General features: G+C 73.3%; 2 protein-coding genes. Both read right to left on the reverse strand.

Translation table 11 applies throughout. From position 1 onward, the window contains the following. Positions 1 to 2: 2 nt before the first annotated feature. Positions 3 to 19,859, reverse strand: a complete 19,857-nt coding sequence (locus AC0NH5_RS05450; protein WP_474400618.1) for a WXG100-like domain-containing protein — start codon at positions 19,857 to 19,859, stop codon at positions 3 to 5. A gap of 10 nt (positions 19,860 to 19,869) precedes the next feature. Beyond that, positions 19,870 to 20,196 carry a hypothetical protein gene (locus tag AC0NH5_RS05455; protein ID WP_474400619.1) on the reverse strand — a complete coding sequence of 109 codons (327 nt, stop codon included), beginning with the start codon at positions 20,194 to 20,196 and terminating at the stop codon, positions 19,870 to 19,872. Between the last annotated feature and the right edge of the window lie 7 nt (positions 20,197 to 20,203).

A 20,203-nucleotide genomic window follows, 5' to 3' on the forward strand; every position in this document is an offset into this window, starting at 1 on the left:
CGCTACCCGGCCAGGGACTTGAGCCAGGCCTCCGGCGGCAGCGGCTGGCGCAGAACCCGCCAGCAGGCCGCCTCCGCACCCGCCCGGTCGACCGGTACGGGCGCGGCGCCCTCAGCCCTGGCCGGCAGGACCGGCCCGGCGCCCTGCTGCCATCCCACGTCCCCGGCCACCTGCCAGACGCTGGTTATCGAGCCGTCGCGGCTCACCAGGATCACCACGCCCACGTCGGTGCTGTCCGGCATCCTCAGCAGGTAGTAGTCAAGCGTGACCAACTGCGGAGTGTATCGGCGGGGCGGCGCGATCCGGTCGGAGACTTCCGCGTCCGAATTGTTCGAGGTCTCCTCGCGTGACGGCGGCAGCTTGTCCGAACGGTCCGCCCTCTGGTCCTGCCCCGGGTTGTTCGGGGCGGGCATCGGAGGCGGCGGCACCGGCGTAGCCGGCGGAACCGGAGACAGCGGCACGTCGTCCAGGTGCACCAGATAGTCGGCCATCACCTTGAGGAGGTCCGTGATCGGGATCGGATCCGGCTCCATCCCGGGCTTGTTCCAGGGGTTGCTCAGCGTCACGGTGTCGTCCGGGTTGATCGACACCACCTCGTAGGCGTGGTTGGCGAACAGCCCGAAGGGCATCTTCTGCTGCCAGCCGGCAGGATAGCTCTTCTTGGCCGACGTGCACGTGATGACCGGGCTCCCGGCGGCGATCAGCTCTCGCAGCCGCTGCAGCATCACTGCTTCTCGGTTCGGCGAGCTGTCCATCCGGGACACCCGGGCCGACCGCCCGGTCAGCTGGGCCATCATCTCGGCCAGCCGGGTCAGGGACGCCCCCTGTATCTGGTGATAACCGCCCTCAGCCGCCTGCATCATGTCCGGGGTGGGCTGCTGGAGTTCCTTGCGGCTCTCCGTCAGCGCGTTGTACCACCGCCGGTGGTTCTCGACCAGGCGCTGGGTGTCCCACATCTGGTCGAGCGACGCCATCGCCTTCTCGATCACGGCCCCCCACGCCGCGCCCTTGGGGCGGCCGTACGCGGGCTGGTTCGGCGCCCCGTCGACGACCGGCAGATCCCCGTCGACCACAACGTCGACGAAACTGCCGTCCGGGGTCACGACGTCGCCGTTGACCACCGTCCGGGACAGTCGGAGCGTGTACGTGCCGTCGCCGTTCTCCCGCAGATTCCGGCCGAGCGTGTTCGGCTGGCGGGCGGCCACCGCGCGGATCGTCGCGACCGTGCCGCAGTTGCCGAGCGAGCCCTGACCGAACTGCCCCCGCTGCGGCGGGCCCTGCCACAGCGGTGTGCGGCCGACCGCGGTGTCCAGCGGACGGCCGTACGACACGTTCCGGTCGGCGGACACCATCGCGGGCCGGTGCGCGACAAGGCGGGCGTCGCCGGTCGCGGGATCGGTGAACACGCCGTGGGCCGGCGGCCTCGGAGGTTCCGGATTCGGGTCCATCATCCGGACCAGGTCCGCGAGCTGCGGTGCGATGAGCAGCATCGTGCGCGAGTCACCGACATGGTGCATCTGATGCGTGGCCAGCATGCCGGTCAGCGGTTGCCAGTGGCCGTACACCGCCTGATAGGTCACCTCGGCGCGGCGCCTGTCGTCGCGCACGAGGGTGTCCCGTCCCTGCGGGGTGGACGTGTCGTGGTGGTTGCCGATCTCGCCCAGCAGCACCGGCTGGAGGTTCTGCACGGCGAACGGGCTCAGGTCCACCACGCCGCGCAGGTCGACGTAGATGCCTTCCTGCCACACCCGGTTCGCCAGCGCGGGGTCGACGTTGCCGAGGATCGGCATCAAGGCCGGGTCCGGCCGGACCACCTGCCCGGCGAGGTGCGGCAGCCGAGGGACGCTGGTGACGGCGCGTTCGCCGGCCACCGTCAGCCTGTCCAGCGCCTCGCGCAGGGCCGGCCCGCTCAGCGGCTGGTTGCCGGTCGTCAGGTGCCGGGCGAAGTCGGCCGACCGCAGCGCCGCCGACGTCGGCAGGGCGCCGGGGACGTGGGCCGCGGCGGCCTGCTGGATGTCGGCCGGGCCGAGGTGGGGCGGGGCCATGCGACCGAGGAAGTCGCGTACGTCCGGCGGCAGGTCGGCCAGCAACCGGTCGGCGGCAGCGTGGGTCCGCCGGCTCTCGTAGCGGTCGACGGTCGCGGCGACCTGCCGGCGGATGGCGAGCCGGGTGTTGTCGTCGGCGGCCGGGTACGCGGCGGCCATGTGGCGCAGTTCGGCCGCGGAGAGCCGGCCGGCGGGCCGGGTGCCCGGCGGCAGCGCTGCGGTCAGGCGCTGGTGCACTGCCGTGTCGCGGCTGGCGAGCTGGGACAGGTGGGTCGGATCCATGTCGCCGAGGAAGGCGTCCACCAGATCGCCGGCGAACCGCGGGTTGTTGAAGCTGTCGGCCAGGTCGGCCACGGCCCGGGCCCACCCCGCGTAGAGGTCCGCCGGGTCGTCGGTCCGGGGCGGGGCAGCGGCCAGGTTGTGCGCCATCTGCACCACGAGGAGTTCGGCCGGCGTCAGCGACGACTGGTAGCCGAGCATCGCCATCAGGTCCCGTGTCGCCGGGTTGATCGCACCCTCGGCGCGGAGCCGGTCGAGGCGGGCGGCCGCCCCCGGGTTGCCCGGGTCCAGGCCGAGGTGCCGGGCGAGCGCGGCCGCCTCGAAGACGGTGCGGACCCACGGCCAGCCGGTGCCGCGCAGCGCCTGGGCGTCGTCGCCGTGCAGGTCGAGCTGGCCCAGCCCGCCGTGGTCGTGGCCGGACAGCGGTGTGTCCGGCGGCAGCTGGGAGCCCCGGGTGAGGCTGTCCCGGCGGAACCGGGTGGTCATCCGCCGGCGCAGCGAGCCGGCCCGCAGGGCGAGCACCTCACGCAGCTCGTGGATCAGCGCTTCGGGTACGGCGTTCACGTCCAGCCGCTCGGAGAGGCGGACCCGGTATCCCGACCGGCCGGCCCGTGCCGTGTGCGCGACGACGTCACGGCCGCGCGCCGTGCGTACCCCGCTGAGGTCTGCCGCGTCGAGGGTGATCTCGAAGGACCGTCCGTCGGCGGGGTCGATCCGGTACCGCCCGTCGCCGAGGCCCTGGATCTGCCGGACCCGGTCGCCGAGCACCCGGGTGACCACCTCGGGCAGGGCCCGCCGGGCGGTGTCCAGCACCGCCGCAGGCTCCGGCCGGGTGCCGAACCGCCCGCGCAGCCGGGTGCCGTCGACCCCGACCGCGGTCACCGGGTCGCGGCCGCCACCACGCTGCGAGCCGCTGGGGCCGGGGCCCGGATCCGGGCCGGACGGCGGCTGGGTGAGTTCCTCCTCCAGCCGGTCCAGTCGCTCGGCCCGCCGCGCTGCGGTCTCGGTGCGTTCCACCAGGCTGCGGCTGCGGTTCTCGGCGACCAGGAGCTGACCCTCGGACGGGTCGCTGTGGGTGTGGCGCAGCCGCCGCTCACCCTCCTCGGTCGCTTCCTGCCGCGCCTGGTCGTGCTGCGCGTCGGTGACCGCCGAAGCGGTCGACGAGCCGAGCGCCTGCCCGAGGCCGACGCCGAGCAGCGCGGGGGCGGCGCCGGTGGCCAGCGCGGCTGCCGACTGCACCACGGTCCCGGCGCCGCTGATGCCGGCGGCGGTGGCGCGCATGCCGGCGCCCGGCGTTCCGGTGGGCATCGCGGCGGTCGCCCGGATCTGCTGGTGCAGCCAGTCGATCACCCGCTGGTTGACGTCCTCCGGTGTCGCCCGGGGGTCGACCAACAGGGAGGCGTGGACGTCGGAGTTGACCGACGTTCCCTCGACCGGCCGCCCGGTCTGCCCGGTGGCCATGTCGAAGGTGAAGGTGTAGCTGCGCTGCCGCAGGCCACGGCCGCGCGAGAAGGTCATCCGCAGCATGTTCGGGTCGCCGTCGACGGGCGCCAGAACGGCCTGGAACGGGAGCTGGTCCTGGGCCGCGGTGATCGCGGCCCGCACGTCGGCGACCACTGCGGCCAGCGGGCGCGGCGTGCCGCCCAGCTCACGGTCGATCTCGGCGATCCGGTCGGCGGCGCCGGGGTGGGCGGCGAGCAGCTGCCGTTGCCGCTCGGCCAGGGCCGCCTCGAGACCCTCCACCGCCTCCTGGTGCCGCTGGGCCGACGCGCGCAGCTCGCGCGGCGGCACCGGGCTCGGGTCGTCGCTGATCGTCTCCACCGCGTCGGCGAGGGCCGCGCGGCGGTCCGCCCGGTAGGCGTTGAGGCCGCCGGCCACCGAGAACGCAGCGCCGATGCCGCCGGCGACCAGCGCGTTCGTGCTGGTCAGCAGCGAGGCTGTACCGGCGACGCCGAGACCGCTCACGATCGCCGGGGGGATCCGGGACATCAGGTACGGGCCGAGCCGGCGGATGCCGTGCACGTGGCGGTCGGCCAGCGCCGTGCCGATCTCGGTGACGATCCGCAGCGCCTCGGCCCGGTCCGCGCCGCGCGCGATCACGATGTCGATGCGGGGCTGGCGGAACGGGCGGTTGATGATCCGCACGTCGACGACGCGCCCGGCGGTGACCTCACCCTGCTGGACCCGCACCGGGATCCGGACGGCGCCCCGGCCACCGAACATGCCGCCGCGGAGCGCCTGCCGCATCGCCCGCTCGGCCTGGGCCACGGTGGAGGCCCGGCGGTTCCGGGCCGGCGCCGGCGGCTGGGCCGGCTCGCCCCGGTCGCCCGGGGTGACCCGGGCACGGACGCCCTGCGCGACCCGCGCGCCGTTGGCGAAGACGTCGACCAGGCGTTCGGCGACCGACCGGCGCTGCGAGCCGCGCATCGGCATGGCCTGTTCGATGTCGAACCGGCCGGGCTGGGCGTCCATTGCCGGCGGGGTGGCGTCGAAGGCCTTGCGGCGCTCCTTGAGCTCGCGTTCCTCGGCCAGCCGCCGGGCCGCGCCGATCACCTCGGCGACCGCCCGGGTGGCGCTGTTCGCCGCCGCGACGTCGTGGGCGTACGTCGGCTCCGGCCGGGCCGGCGGCGTGCCGGGCGGGACCGGGCCACGGATCTGGTTGCCGTGGTGGCGGCCCGAACCCCAGGAGAGCGACTCGGGCAGCACGTACCGCCGCAGGTTGACGGCGACGCTCGCCAGGCCGCGGCCGAGCAGCCGCTGCCGGGCCACGATCGTCTCCACCCGCTCGCGGACGGCGCGTTCCAGCTCCTCCGGGCGGGTGGTCAGCTCCTGCGGGACGTCCAGGGTGAGCCCGTCGCGGCCGGACGTGGAGCCGACCGCGTCCGGGTCGGCGGCACCGGTGACGATCCGGACCCGGATCGTGACGCCGGGCGCCCGGCGGATCCGCAGCCGGTACTCCGGGGTGGCGCCGCCGCGGTGCGAACCGGGCACCCGCACCCCGCGCAGTCCCTCGATCGCCGTGCCGACCCCGTCGCGCAGGTTCCGCATCACGCGGTGCACGACCCGCCGTGCCTCCGCGTGTGTGGCGTCGTCGGGCGCGTCGGTGGCACTCGGCGGCGACGTGTCGGTGGTGGACCAGCCGATCAGGTCCGGGTCGCCGGCCACGCCCCCGGCCAGGGCGGCGAGGCGCCGACGGCTGTCGGCGAGGCCGTCGCGCAGCGTGTCCGGGCTGACCCGCGGCTGGCTCAGCGCCGTCGCCATGGTCCGGTCGTGCGCGCGGTCGCCGCGGCGCAGCGCCGTTCGCCGGCTGGTCAGCGGCGTCACCACGGCGTCGTAGATCCCCCCGGTGATCGGCCGCAGTGCCCGGTTGACGGTGGTGAACGTCGCGGCGACCACTGTCGAGGCGACACCGCCGGCCAGCGGGCCGACGATCTCCAGCATCCGGTTGCGCAGGCCGACGGCCATCTCCGGCGGACGCTGCCGCTGCCGGTCGACCATCGCCTCCAGCGCCTCGGCGACCCGGCCATCGAGTTCGGCCCGCGCCCAGGAGGCCGGGGTGTCCGGCCGGGCCGCCAGCAGGTCGGGGCCGATCACCAGGTCGAAGTGCCGCCCGTTCAGGGACGGCCGGATGGTGAATTGGCCGGCGGTGCCCGGGACGACGCGGGCGGTGAACGAGGCGAGACCGGACGCGTGCCAGCCACGCGGCGTGACCCGGTACATGTCGTGGCCGTCGACGGGACTGGGCTCTACCCGTACCCCATGGAAGGTGTTCTCGGTGAAGAGACGTCGCGCGGCCGCCGCCGCGGGATTGGCCGCGTGCTCCACGCCGCGCCGCGTGTCCAGGAGGTCGCGGGTGTCCTGCGGCAGGTGCCGGCCCAACGCCTGCCGGCGCCGGTCCGCGCCCGCCTCGCCGTCGCGCAGACCGTTGTCGTCGATGAAACGCTGCAGGTCCGTCTCGGCCGCGGCGATCTCGGGACCGGTCTGCGCGGCCTGCTGCCGGGCCTGCAGAACCCGCAGATGCCCGGCCAGAGCGGCGTCGGTCGCGCGCCGCGGGTCGTCGACAGGATCGGGGGTACGACGTCCGGGCAGCAGCCGCCGGCGACCGCCCGCCTCGCCGAGTCCCAGACCCAGCGCGCGGGTCAGCAACCGGTCGAGCTCGGCGTCGGTGGCGTCGGCGACCTGGGCGGCGGAAAGTTCGACCAGCACGTCACGGCGGCTCGACCGGCTCACCCGGGTGCCCTCGGGGCCGAGCGGGGCGGTGCCGAACCGGATCGTCTGCGTCCGGCCCTCCGGAGTCCGCGCCCGCACGGCGTCGGGCTGCGGCTGACTCAGCGCGGCGACCTCACCGTTCGGGTCCGCCGAGCGCAACGCGGTCACCGCCCGGTCCAGGGCGGCGTTGACACGCGTCTGGTGCTGGTCCGGCGGACCGCGGCCGGCGCCGTAGTTGACCGGGTCGCCGTCGTCCGGCGGGGTGGTCCGGTCGCCGGGCTCGCTGGCGACCACGCTGCCGTCCGGGTCGATGGTCAGCCACTCGCCGCGATCGGTCCGCGACGGCAGGCGGTTGCGGCCCGGATCGGCGGGCGCGACCATCTCCGAGCCGTCCCGCCAGGCCCACACCATGTCGGTGGCGGCCCGCACCTGCCGGCCGGTCACCGCGGCGACGGTCGCGGCGCCCGGGCCGCCGGCGAGCCGGCACATCACCAGGCGGAGCGGGGTGTCCGGCGAGCCCAGGTCGATCCGGCCGTCCGCGGCGAGGGTGTTGAGCGCGGTCGCGAACTGCTCGGCGGTCAGCCGCAGGCCGCCGACCATCACGTGCCCGTCGCGCGAGGTGTGCGCGGCGATCGTGGTGTGGCCGGGGACCGGACGCAGCCGCTCCGGGTGCAGCGGCATGGCGGGGCCGGCGTGGAAGGCGAGGACACCGGCGGGGGTGACGCTGAGGCTGGCCGCCATCGCGGCGAGGGCCTCGGCGTCGGTCGCGGTGGGGAAGGCCGGCCCGGTCGGGCGGTCGGGCTGCTGCTGCTCCTGCTCTGCGGCAGGCTCCGGATCAGCCTCCGTCGCGGGCGGAGCAGCGGGGTCGGCCGTCGGGTCGGCCGTCGGGTCGGCTGCCGGGTCCGCTCCCGGCCCCGGCCAGCCCGCGTCGTCCAGGACGGCCTGGCCCTCGGGCGAGACCACCCACTGGTTGTCCCGCGCCCGGAACCGCGCCAGCAGCGTCTCGTTGCCGTCCCGGTCCAGCAGATAGATCTCGGCCCGGTTGGGGATCTCGTTCTCGGAGAGCTCGAACTCCGGCACGTCGTGCCGCGCGCTGCCGGTGAACCCGTTGCCGGTGAACGGCGCCGACTGGTCCACCGAGCCGCCGATCGCCGCCCGGTCCTCCGGTGTGGGCCCGCCGTACGGCGTCGACAACCGTCCCGGCTCCCGCAGCGAGAACCGCATCACCGCCACACCCGCGTCACCCGGCAGGTACGGCGGGCGCCCGTTACGGCCGACGTACCCGCTGTCGGTGTAGTCCAGCCGCAGCCCCTCGTACACGCCCTCCGGCGTGGTCAGCATCTGGGTGTCCACGTAACGCGAGGTGAACCCGCGGGCCCGGGCCGGGTCGAAGATGCCCGGGATCGGGTTGTTCGACAGATAGTTCCGCAACGTCTCGGCCGGCAGCGCCCGTTGCACCGGGACCCGCTCGGGCGTCTCCACGCCGTCCCGGATCGCGCGCAACTGCGCCACCTGCTCCGGCGTGAGGTTCCGCGGCGCGGTGCCGCGCAGCTCCCGGAACTGCTCCGGCGTCATCCCGGCCGGCAGCCGGTCGGCCAGCGAGTCCTCGAACGACGGCTGCCCGGCCAGGGCGCTGCGCGACCACGCCGGGCGCACCCGGCTGCCGTCGGCGAGCGTGACCGTGCCGTCCGGACCGGCGTTCAGCGGCGGCTGCGGGCCGACGGGCTCGGCGCCGGTGGATACGCTGCCCGGGTGACCGACGCCACCGACCTCTACGCCGCCGTTCTCGCCGACCCCTTCGACATGGACCTGCGGCTGCGTTACGCCGACGCTGTCGCCGGTTCCGACCCCGCCCACGCCGAGCTGATCCGCCTGCAGATCAGCCACGACCGGCTCGCGATCGCCGGACAGCCCGTCGACGACTCCGACGCCGTCCAGCGGCGGAAGGACCTCAGCTTCGACGTCGCCCGCCGCATCGGTGGCGACCTCGGCGGACTCGTCGACAACACGTACCTCCGGCGCGGCTTCGCCGAGATCCTGATCATGTCCGGGCCCGACTTCCTCGCCCGGGGCGCCGAACTCGGCGGGCGTGTCCCCTGGCGTGGCGCCATCCTGTCCGGCGTCGACGCCGCGGTCGCCGCCGACCTCGCGGCGAGTCCCCTCCTGGCCCGCCTGGCCGTCCTCGACCTCAGCGGCAACCGGCTCGGTGACACCGGGCTCAAGGCCCTGCTCGCGTCGCCGCACCTCAGCCGGGTCCGCTGGCTCGGTCTCAACAAGTGCCGGATCGACCGGGCCGGTGTCACCGCCCTCGGTGAGAACGCCGGCGCCGTCCTGCCCGAGCTGCGTTACCTCGGTTTCGACGACAACCGGATCCCGGTCACCCCGGTCCTGGCCGAGATCCCCGGCCAGGCGCGGAGCTGGGACGTCATCACCGAGTACGAGGTCGTCTGGCCGCAGCCCGGGATCAATCTCAACACCCGGTTCGGTCCGTTTCCCTGGCTGAGCGAGACCTTCGCCCGGTACGGCGCCCCCGACTACACCGCCGTCTGAGCCCGGGCCCGCGTCGCCGGTGACACCGCTGTCCGAGCCCTGGCCGCCGGCGATCGATCCGCCGGCCGGGTCGACGGTGGCGGGCGTCGCCGGTGCGGGGTCACCCGACGGGCGCGGCAGCGACCGGTTCGCCTCCGCGATGCGCAGCGCCTGGCTGCGGATGCTGGGCGCGATGTTGTACGAGTCCGGCGGCAGATCGCGGGCCTGCGCGCCGACCTGGTCCCGGCTGCGCTGATCCATCTGCCCGAGGACCGGTCCGGTGACTGCCGCGGACCCGAGCAGCCGCACCCGCCCGGCACCGGCCTGCGCACCGATGACGTCGACCTGGCGGTCGTCGCCGTCCGCGGTGCGTGGCCCGGTGATCGGCGTCGCCGGGCTGTTCGGATCGGTCACGGCCCCGAGCAGGTCACCGGGCCCGCCCACGTAGCCCGCGTCCTGGCCGATGGAGAGCACGACGTGGTCGTACGTCCCCTGGTCGCCGTTGGCGAACTCCACCCGGAACCGGCCGTCCGGCGTGGCCCGGACGCTGCGCATGGCCGACAGCCGCCGCTGGTTGCGGGCGAGCAGCTCCTCGGAGAACGCGCCGAGCTCCGGCACGGTGTTGCGGCGGTTGAACCCGCCCTGGTGGAAGAACGCGTACTCCTGCGCCAGCGCGGCCCGTTCCGGGGAGCCGGGCGCCGCGGCGTTGTGCCGGTCGATCAGGCCCCGGGTCTCGGCGGGCAGCTTCGGATCGGCGGCGGCCGGCACCGCGACGTCGGCGGTCCACTCCACCTCGCGGTCCGCACCCGGTCCAGCCTGCGCCTCACCGTCCGGGCCGGGCTGCCCGGAGGCCTGCTCGACGTCCCACGCGCCGGAGGCGGCCGACCCGAACACCAGGATCCGGTCGCCCGCGTCGTACGCGCCGGCCAGGTTCTGCCCCCCGAAGGCGAGCCGCGGCCGGTCCTGCCCGGGCTCGACGCCGGCGAGTGCGGCGGCGGCGTCGTCCGGCACCTGATCGGCCGGCCGCACGGTGCCGTCCGGGCCGGTGAAGACCGGGGCGCGTTCGAAGCGGTCGCCGGTGGGGGAGACGTAGCTGCCGTACGCGAGCGACGCCGGGTCGACACGGGTGCCGTCGCGGTCGGTGAAGGTGCCGTCGGCGTGGCGGGTGACGCTCTGGTCCGTACCGGCAAGTGTGTAGTCACCCGGCGGGAGGGCACCCAGGGTGACCTCCGTGCCGTCGGCGTTGATCGCCGTCGGCGGCGCGCCGGGATTGACGCTCCAGCCGGTGTCAGGATCGGTCACGCGCGGGTCGGTGAGGCGCCCGCTCGGATCGGCGAACAGCGGCAGTCGCAACCCCGCCCGGTCCGTCATGGCCAGGTTGACCGCCGCCGAGGCGGGAAGATCCTCGACGTCCACCACGGCGCCGTCCGGATCCCGGTAGACCGCCGAGCGGCTGATCGTGTTGTCGTTCGCGTCGGTGTAGACGGCGAGCGGCACGGCCCGCGGGTCGATCGACTGACCTTCACCGTCGGTGAGCCTGCCGTCATCGTCCACGGTGATCACGAGCCCGTCGCCGCTGCCCCGACGGTAGGTGCCGGCCGGCGGCGAGGCCAGCTCGTTGCCGTCCTGGTCACGGAACGTGGGCGGCACTGTGCAGTCGGCCGTGTACCCGCTCTCCGGATCGACGAAGACGCCGGTCGCGACGGACGGCGTGGAGGCCACCCGCGCCGGTCCGGGACCCGCGGTGATGTCCACGGTGGCGGTGTAGATCGTCCGGCCGCCGACGGTGAGCCGGTAGTTCGCGCCGTCCGGCCAGGTCAGATCGCCGTCCGGGCGGGCTTCCAGCCCGGTGACCCGGCCGTGGTAGGCCGGCATGCCGGCGGTGGCGCGCCCGGCGTCGACCGCCGAGGTGAAGACGCTGGAAGGGGTGAAATCGGTGCCGCTGTCGGCCAGGTCGCTGGTCTGGAACGGCATGCCGGGCAGATGGAACTCGCTCGGCACCTGCCCCAGCATCAGCTCGCCGCGCTGCGACCACGGCTGCGGCTGATCGCCGATCGCCAACACCGGCGGCAGATCACCATCGGTCTCGGTGTGCGGCGTGGCCCCCATCGTCGCGAACGACAGCGAGGCGGCCCACCCGTTGCCGACGATGATCCGGTCGAAGACCGGCCGCTCACCCGCGTCCAGCCGCCGGTCGATCTCCGCGGTGAGCTCCCGGTCGAGCGCGTCGCGGCGGGCCGCGGCCTCGGCGGCCCAGGCGCGAGCGGCGGCGCGCATCTCGCTGCGTGCGGCGCGAATCTCCTGGAGGGCGGCCCGGGCCTCGGACGATGCGAGGGTACGAGCCAGAGCTTCCGCCTCCGGCGAGGTGGCACCGAGTCTCGCGTCGACCTCGGCCCTGCGCGCCGCCGACGCGTCCGGGCCGACCATCGGCCGGCTGGTGTCGTTGCGGTGCACCGTGGCGTCCGGATCGAGCAGGCCCATGCTCGCCGCCAGGCCCACGACGTCCGCCCGCAACTGGGCGGCGCGCTCGGTGTCGCGCCTGGTCTCGCTCTCGGTGTCGCCGTCGGTGGCACCAGCGCTGTCCGCGTCTCCACGGGCGCTGCTCTCCGCGTCGATCAGGTCGCGCAGGACCAGCTGCAGCTCGGCCACCCGGCCGTGGTCGCGCTCACCCAGCGTGAGCGGGGCGGCCGGGTCCACCCGCGTCGGATCGCTCCGGTCGGCCTGCAGGAAGCCGCCCTCGACCAGCGCCGGCGTGGCGTCGGTGCGGCGGCCGCCGGCCCGCTGCCGTGCACCCTCGGCCAGCTCGGCCACCGCGCTGACCACCGCCCGGCGAATCATGTCCGGGTCGGCACCGGTGGAGACCCGCACGGTCGCCGTGTTCGCCGCGGCGTCGATCACGGCCACCGGGGCGACGTCCGGCGCGATCGCCGGCTCGGCGCTGAACCGGATCCGGTACTCGACGGCCCCGTCCCCGTCCCCGTCCGGGATCGTCACGACCATGGTGTCCGGGCGGCCCGGATCCACCTGGACCCCGGGCCCGGAGGCGGCCGCCAGCCCGACGCCGACGGCCTGCTCGGTGCGGCCGGTGTCGGGTTCGAGGGCGGCCCCGCCGAACGTCGTGCCGGCGGCCGCGCGCCGCGCCGCCTCCGGACTCAGCGCGGCCCGGTCGCCCTCGCCGTCCTGCTCGCCCTCGCCGTCCTGCTCGCCCTCCCCGGCGTTGTCGTCGCTCTCGCCGAAGGACGCCGGGTCGTCGTTCCCGCTGTCCTGCTGATCCTTGCCGCCCTGATCGGTTTCGGTCAGTCCAGCGGGATCTCCGTCCGTTCCTGAACCAGTTCCGTCACGTCCGTCAACGGCACCTCCGCCGCGTAGATCCCGCGCTCCAGCGTCGGCGTCAGACCCAGGGCTGCCGCCCGTTCCGCGCCCATCAGCGGAGTCGACAGCAGGATCCGATCCGTCCCGATCCGCCGCTCGACCGGGCACCGCATCCCCTGCCACAGCGCCCACGTCCGAAGCCGGAAGAGCTCCTCCAACTCCCGTTCCGGCACGAAGATCCAGTCCTCCGCCCCATCGTCCCGCTCGTACCGGGCGGGCGCCGGCTCCCCGGGCTCCAGATTCACCAGCACCGTCCCCGGCGGATCCGACGTCTCCCAGGCCCGCCGGACCCGCCCCCTCCATCTGATCCACAGACCATCCGGAAGTTCCGTCGCCGTCATGCCGTACCCCTGGTTCTCTCGTCTCGCGGCCCGCGACCCCGTCCGGGGCGCCGGAGAGGCCGCGCAGCCGTGCGGCGCGTTCCTCCCGTGCCCTCCGATTGTTCTCGCCGGCTCCGTCGAGGTCGGCTTCGGCCCGCGCCGCCAGGAAACTGGCCGGGCTGTGCACCCGCACCGTGACGGTCTCACCGGTCCGGGTGTCCCGCCACGAGGTCTCCAGCCCACCCGGGCCGTCCTCGGACATCCAGCCGTTCCGGACGCCGACCGGCTCCAGACCCCGCTCGGCCATCGCGTCGGCGAACCGGTCCATGTGACCGGCGAAGTCATTGCCGGCGGTCAGGATGACCGACGGGGGAGTGCCGTTCGCCGGTATCGCGTTGCCGACCGACTCCGCGGCGGCGGTTACTCGAGCCCCAACTCCTTGCGTCCCCCCGGCAGTTCCAGGATCGCCGCGTCGCAGATCGCCGTGATCTCCTCCTCGGTCGGCAGCGGCACTCCGTTGACCCGCAGAGAGATCTCCTCCGCCGTCGCCCGGTCGACCACTTCCTTGCGCATGCAGTTGTCCTGGCTCCGCAGGAACTGACTCACGTCGTTCCCCACGTAGATCCACCGCTTCCGCTTCGGAGCCCAGGCGACCGCCCTCATGTACGCGGTCCACGGCTGCATGATCGCGAGACCCGTCGCCTCCGTCGCCGTGTCCGTCGGGTACGAGGCGTAGAAGGTCGTCTGCTTCTCCTCCGGGGTGTTCCGGAAGCCCGTCCGCCTCCCGAGCGTCGTCGTCGGCCGTCCGTACGCCCGGATCAGGCTGGCCTGCCACCGCTGGGCGTCCCGCTTCGCCATCCCGGCCCGGATCATCCCCCACAACTCCGGTTCCGCCGGCAGGGTCAACCCCATCCCCGCCGCGATCCGCTCCGCTGCCGGCCGGTCGATCGGCTGCACCGCTCTGGCCGGATCCAGCTGCTCCAGCGGCACCGGCGTCGTCCGGCCCGCCCGGCTGAGAGCCGAGTACATCCCCCGCCGGTTGTGCTCCCACTCCGGACGGGTCAGCTCCCAGCTGATCGGCCCGGTCCCCACCCCTGACACGATGATCCCGGCCGGGCTCACCGGTGGCGCCGTCGTCTGGATCACCCAGTAGGTAAGCGCGTCCGTCGTCATCGAAGCCCACTCCAAATTCGCCCGCGCCCGGGAGATCCTCCGCGTGCAGGCCATGATTGTTGATCAGGTCCGCGATGTTGTTCTCGGGACCGTAGAGCTGCGGCGAGGCCTCCGCCCAGGCTTGCGTACCGTCCCTGGTGATCCAACGAGCGAAGGTGCGGTCCCGCGGCTCGCCCAGGCCGGTGGTGTCCGGCAGCGAGCCGAGGAGGTCCTGGTTGATCCGCAGGATCTGGAAGAACGCATCGATCCGGTGCAGGCCGGCGCCCTGGACCTCGGCGCGTACGTCCTCGTACAACTCGTGGGTCCGGTGGCCCAGGGCGTACGACTCGGGCGTCGGGACCTGCAGCTCGAACCGCTGCCCGGACGGATCGGTCAGGATCACGCTGGCGCCGAGGTACCGGCTGCCGGGCACCCAGCTCTGGTTCAGTTGGTCGCCGCGTTCGGTGTCCGGCTGCTGCCCGCTCGTCTCCGCGAGACGTGCCAGCGCCTGGTTGACCATGGAGCCGTAGCCGGTGGTGGGCAGCTGGAGCGAGAAGCGCACCAGGTCATCGGTTTTCGCGAGGAACTCGAGCGGGTCGCTGGTGCCGTCCGACGTACCGATCTGATCGAGGAACTTGCGGGCCAGCGAGCCCAGCTTCTTCACCCGGTGCTCGACGCTGACCATGTCGACGGCCGGCGAGCCGTCCGGCAGCGTCACCGAACCGTCCGCACGGCCCCGCAACTCGGCGACGGTGTCCTGCAGGTCAGCCAGAATCCGGTCGGCGGCGACCTGGGCATCGGCCAGCACCGCGATGAACAGCTCCCGCCGGGCGTCGCCCAGGTCCCGGATAGCTAGTTCCTCGAGCTCGGCGTTGGTCAGTTTGCCCTTCGGCGGATCCGTACCCGGCGAAGGCTCACTGTCGCTGCTGCTCGCACCGTCGTCGTCCGGCGCGCCGAACGCGACCGGGTCGCTGTCGGTGTCGGCCTCGCCGGGCACCGCCGCGCCGCCGTCGTCCAGGTTCGGGTCGTCGTCCGGGCCGAGGTCACCGAAGGAGACCGGATCGTCGTCGTCCGGATCGGTGTCGTCGTCGGTGTCCGGGTCGGTCTCGGGCATCGTCGTGGTGTCGGCCGGTGGCGTGATCCGGCCGCGTTCCACGTCCACGGGCGCCTCCGAGCGGGCGGCCGTGGCGTCGGCGCGCTCCTGCCGGAGGTCACGGTTGCCGTCGTCGGCAGCGGCGAGCTGGTCGGCGGCGCGGCCGGCCACGAAACTCGCCGGGGTGTGCACCGCCACCGTGACCCGCCGGCCGTTCCCGTCCTGCCAGGTGACCTGGTAACCGCCGGGACCGTCCGGGTCGGCCCATCCGTCGGTCTCTGTCTCGGTGTCGATCGAGAATCCGGCGCCGAGCAGAAGGTTGTTCAGGTGGGCGCGGTTTTCCGCGTAGTCGTTCGAGGCCAGGATGATCTGCGGGGGATCGCCTGGAGTGACGATCGCGCCCTCGATCGTCGACGCGAGAGCCCTTACCTCGGCGGCCGCGTCGCGCTCGGCAGCTTCGCGATCGCCTCGTCGCAGATCCTGGTTATCTCCTCCTCGGTCGGCAGCGGGACCTTGTTCACCCGCAGGGAGATCTGTTCCGCTGTCGCTCGGTCGACCACTTCCTTGCGCATGCTGTTGTACGGGTCCCTCAGGAACGACCCCACTGCCTTCGCCGCGTACACCCACCGTTCCCGTTTGGGCGCCCAGGCCACCGCCCTCATGTAGCCGCCCGTCGACGGCTGAATGATCGCCACTCCGGTCGGCTCCGTCGCCGTGTCCGTCGGGTACGACGCGTAGAACGTCGTCTCCCGCTCTTCCTGGTCCGGTTCCGGATCGAACGGGGCCCTCAGCCCCAGTGACGTGTGCGGGCGGCCGTACATCCGGATCAGGCTCGCCTGCCACCTCTGGCTGTCCCGGCTCGCGATCCCCGCTTGCAGGATCGCCCACAGCCCGGGTTCCTCCGGCAGGGTCAGACCCAGCTCCGCCGCGATCCGCGTCGCTGTCGGCCGGTCGACCATCTGCACCGGATCCTTCGGGTTCAGCCGTTCCGGCGGGGTCAGGACGTCCCGGCCCTCCCGCGTGATCATCACGTACACCCCCGGGCGGTTGTACTCCCACTCCGGCTTGGTCTTGTCCCAGATGATCGGGCCGGTCCCCAGGCCGGCCACCACGATCCCCTGCGGTGTCCCCGGCCTGGGCATCAGTCCCCAGTACACCCAGTACCTCAGGCCGTCCCGCATCATCCTCGACAACGAACTCTCCGTCACGGAACTCCACTCCCAGGTGTCGCCAGTCCGGGCCCTGCTCCGGGTCGTGCGGATCCGGCAGGTCCTGCTCGGTCAAACCGAAGCGGTTGGCCAGGTCGGCGAAGGTACGGCCCCGCTCCCTGAGTTCATCCAGCGCTTCGGTCCAAGCATCCCTGCCCTCGTTGGAGTTGATCCACCGGGCCAGGGTTCGAGGCCGTGGACTGCCCAGACCAGCGGTGTCCGGCGACTCCGACAGCGCTTGGTTCTCTCGGAGGATCTCGAGGAACGCCCGCAGCCGCTGATACCCGTTTCCAGACGTCTGGGCACGAACGACCTCGTAGAACCCGTGGGTCTCGTTCCCGACCGCGTACGAAAGCGGTGTCGGGAACTGCACCTCGAACCGCTGGGCGGTGGGGTCGGTCAGGATGACGCTGGCGCCGTGGTAGCGGTTGCCCGGTGACCAGCTGTGCGTCAGCCGGTCGGGACGGGTTTCCCCGTCGACGACCCGCTCGCCCCGAACGTGCCCGCGCTCGGCGAGCAGAGCAAGCGCCCGGTTCGTGAGGGTGTCGTAACCATCCGGCGGAAGTTGGAGGGAGAACCGCACCAGGTCGTCGTTGCCGTTGAGGAACCCGACCGCGTCGCCGCGCGCGACGTCGCCGCTGCGCACCGCGTCGAGGTACTTGCGAGCCAGCGAGCCCAGCGTCTTGACCCGGTTCTTGGTGCTGACCGGTCGAATGTCGTCCCGGCCGGTCTCCTGCCGGAGTTGGGCCGCCACCGCCTCGAGATCCTGAAGGATGCGATCGGCGGTGTCCTGTGCGTCCGCCAGCATCGATTCGAACAGCTGACGCTCGGCTGGTGTCAGGTCGGCGATCGCCTGGCGTTCCAAGGCGTCGTTGTCGATCGGTGGCAGATCCGAGGAGGACGGCGCATCCAGGACAGGGTCGGCGTTGGGGTCGGTCTCAGCGTCGGACGTCGTCTCGGAGTCGGTTGCGGTCTCGGCGTCAACGTCCGACTCATCGTCGAAGTCACCGAACGCGACTACGTCCTCGTTTTCCGGTTCCGGGTCGATCGACGTGGTCGCCGGCGCGGGCGGGCGCACCGTCGGGGTGAGCGTCGGGCTGGTGTTCGTGTTCGGAGCACCGTTGGTTTGGACGGCGGGCGGCGGGATGGTCGTGGTGTTCGCCGTCGGCGCGGTGGCGACGCTGCCGGTCAGCGTGACATCGCTGTCCTCGGCCGTCTCCGAGTCCGTCGTAGTGTCGGCCCCACCCGCAGTCTGCGTGTCCGTGCCGACTTCGGAGCCACTCGTCGCCTCCGCGTTCGTGTCGGAGCCGCTCGTGATCTCCGAGTCGGTATCAGTGGTGGTGGTCGCGTCCGTGCTCGTCGGACCGGGCGTCGACTGCGATGCGGTCGTCGAGCTTTCCGAGCGGCTGCCGGTCGCGGTGCTCGTGCTGCTGGTGGTTGACGTCGAGGTGGTGGACGACGTCGAGGTGGTCGATGGCGAACTCGTCGCGGTGGTCGACGGGCCGGCCGGACCCGGCGTGGTCGGTCCGGGCACAGACATGCCGCCCGGGGTGCCAGGGGTGACGGTGACACCGGGTCCACCCTGCGCCGTCGCGGTGGAGCTGTCGCGTCCCGCACCGTTGGTGCTGCCGTCGGTGTCGGCGGTGACGCCGAGCCCGTCGGCGGTCGGCCCGGAGCCCGGAGTGGTGGTCGACCCCCCGTTGAGGATGTCGGCGATGCTGCTCTGGCCGGTGACCGGAACTTCGGTGGCCGGCTGCGAGGGATCGGTGTCGGCCTGCGCGGCACTCGAGTCCGTCCCGGTGCCGGCCGCCGTGGAATCAGAGGCGTTGGCAGTGGGCTCCGTCGTGCCCTGCTGCCGGTCCCCGGACTCCTGACTTCCGGTCTCCGCGGATGACTGGGTCGGCTCCGAGCCGGTCTCCTGGCCGCCGGCCGACGAGTCCTGGCCGCCCGGGGTTCCCGACTCGGGGCTGCTGCCGCCTCCCGACTGCCCCGAACCGGACCGATCGCCCGAGCCGGACTGCGAGCCGCCGGTCTGCGAGCCACCGGATTGCGAGCCGCCGGTCTGCGAGCCACCGGTCTGCGGGCCACCGGACTGCGGGCCTCCGGTCTGCGAGCCGGGCGCCTGATTCTGTGTGACCACCGGCGCCTGCTGATTGCCGGTCTGCGCCTGAGACCCGGTCTGGCTCTCCGACCCACCCTGCCCTTGAGAGCCGCCTTGGCCTTGGGACCCGCCCTGACCCTGGGATCCAGGCTGGGTCTGAGACCCGGACTGGCCCTCGGACCCTGGTTGGCCCTGCGTCGCCGGCTGGTTCTGGGACCCGGGCTGGTTCTGGTTGCCCGTCTCACCCTCGTTGCCGGTCTGCGTCTGCGACTCGCTGCCGCCACGCTCCTCGGATCCGCCGCGCTCTTCGCTGCCGCCCCGTTCTTCGGATCCGCCCCTCTCCTCGCTGCCACCCCGCTCCTCGGATCCGCCGCGTTCTTCGGATCCGTCCGGGTTCAGGCTCGGGTTCTGGCTCGGATCGGTCAGCCCCAGCCGATTGCCCAGGGCCTGATCCGCCCGGGTGGAGATCGCCTCCACACCTTCGTGCACCCGCCCGGTGAAACCGCCGGAGAGCGCCGACCCGCCGAGCCCCTCCAGCGTCGGCAGCTGCCCCACCGCCGCCGACCCGGCGACCTCGCCGCCGACCTCGACGGCCGCGTCGTTGCCGGCCCGCTTGAGCGCGTCGCCTGCTTTCTGTCCCAGCGAGCGCGGGTTCGGCGTACCGCCGGGGGTGATGTCCGGGCGCCCGCCGGGGGTGATGTCCGGGCGTCCGCCGCGGCCCAGCTTGTTGAGGCCCCGGCCGGTGAGGCCGGCGCCGACGCCGCCGGCGAAGCCCGCCCACGCCGATGTGCCGACCTGGCCGAGGTCGATGTCCGTGGGGTCCTTGCCGGCGTCCTGCAGGGCGCCGGCCTGCGCTGCGGCGTTCGTCGCGGCTTCCTCGGCGCCCTCCTGCACGCCTTCCACGCCGAGCTTGAACAGCGCCTTGTCGCGGATTCCGCCGGCCGCCTGCCGGCCGCCGGCCCGCAGGCCCGGAGCGGCACCGCGGCGGATCGTGGTGGCGGCGATCCGGCGCAGGCCGAGCGCGGCCACCTTGGAGCGCAGCGCGGCCATGATGCGGTTGATGGCGAGGCGGCGCAGCGCGACCGAGGCGGCCATGCCGGCGGTGGAGCCGCCGCCGGTGAGCGGCAGGAGCACGGCGTAAACGATCAGCTCGACGAGGAGCATGATGATTTCGATGACGATCTCGTACTTGGACTGCGAGATCTGCAGTCCTGTCTGGAACGTCGTGTCGTACATCATCCGGACGCTCTCGTAGAGCGATCCGATCGGCGAGTCGGGACCGGCCGCGAGCGTCGACCAGGTGCGCTGGAACGCCTCCGGGGTGCCGTCGCCGGCCCAGCTCCGCATCACCTGTTCGGCGCCGGCGTTCGCCTCCTCGTGGATGCGGGCGATCTGCTCACCGAACTGGGTCCAGGCCTCGGCGAGCTCCCAGACCTTGTCCTCGTCGCCTTCCGGCCAGCTCTGACCGGTGAACAGCACCGAAACGGCGTCGCGGATGGGCTCCGGCCAGCTGTCGATCTCTTCGATCAGCCAGTCAAGGCTCAATCCCATCCGGCGGGCCTCAGTCCAGCTTCAGGTCGTCGGCGCTCTCGACGTCGGTCTTGGTGAACATCGCCATCGCGGTCTCCGCGTCGACACCGAGGTCCTTGACCAGATCACCGACCTGCTTGCCCTGCTCGATGAAGCCGGCCATCAGCTTCTGGTGGGCGGCGTCGAACTCCGTGCCGGTGTCGTCGGTGCCGGCCGGCTTCGCCGCGACCAGGTCGTTGATCCGGGCGGCGGCGTTGGCGAGCTCGGTGAACTTGGCGGCCAGCTCCGTGCCGCTGGCCTTGATGTCGGCGGTGCCGGCGACCACTCCGCGAGGGTCGTACCAAAGGTTGTTGCTCATGGCGACC

The sequence above is a fragment of the Actinoplanes sp. 13 genome (assembly GCF_056134165.1).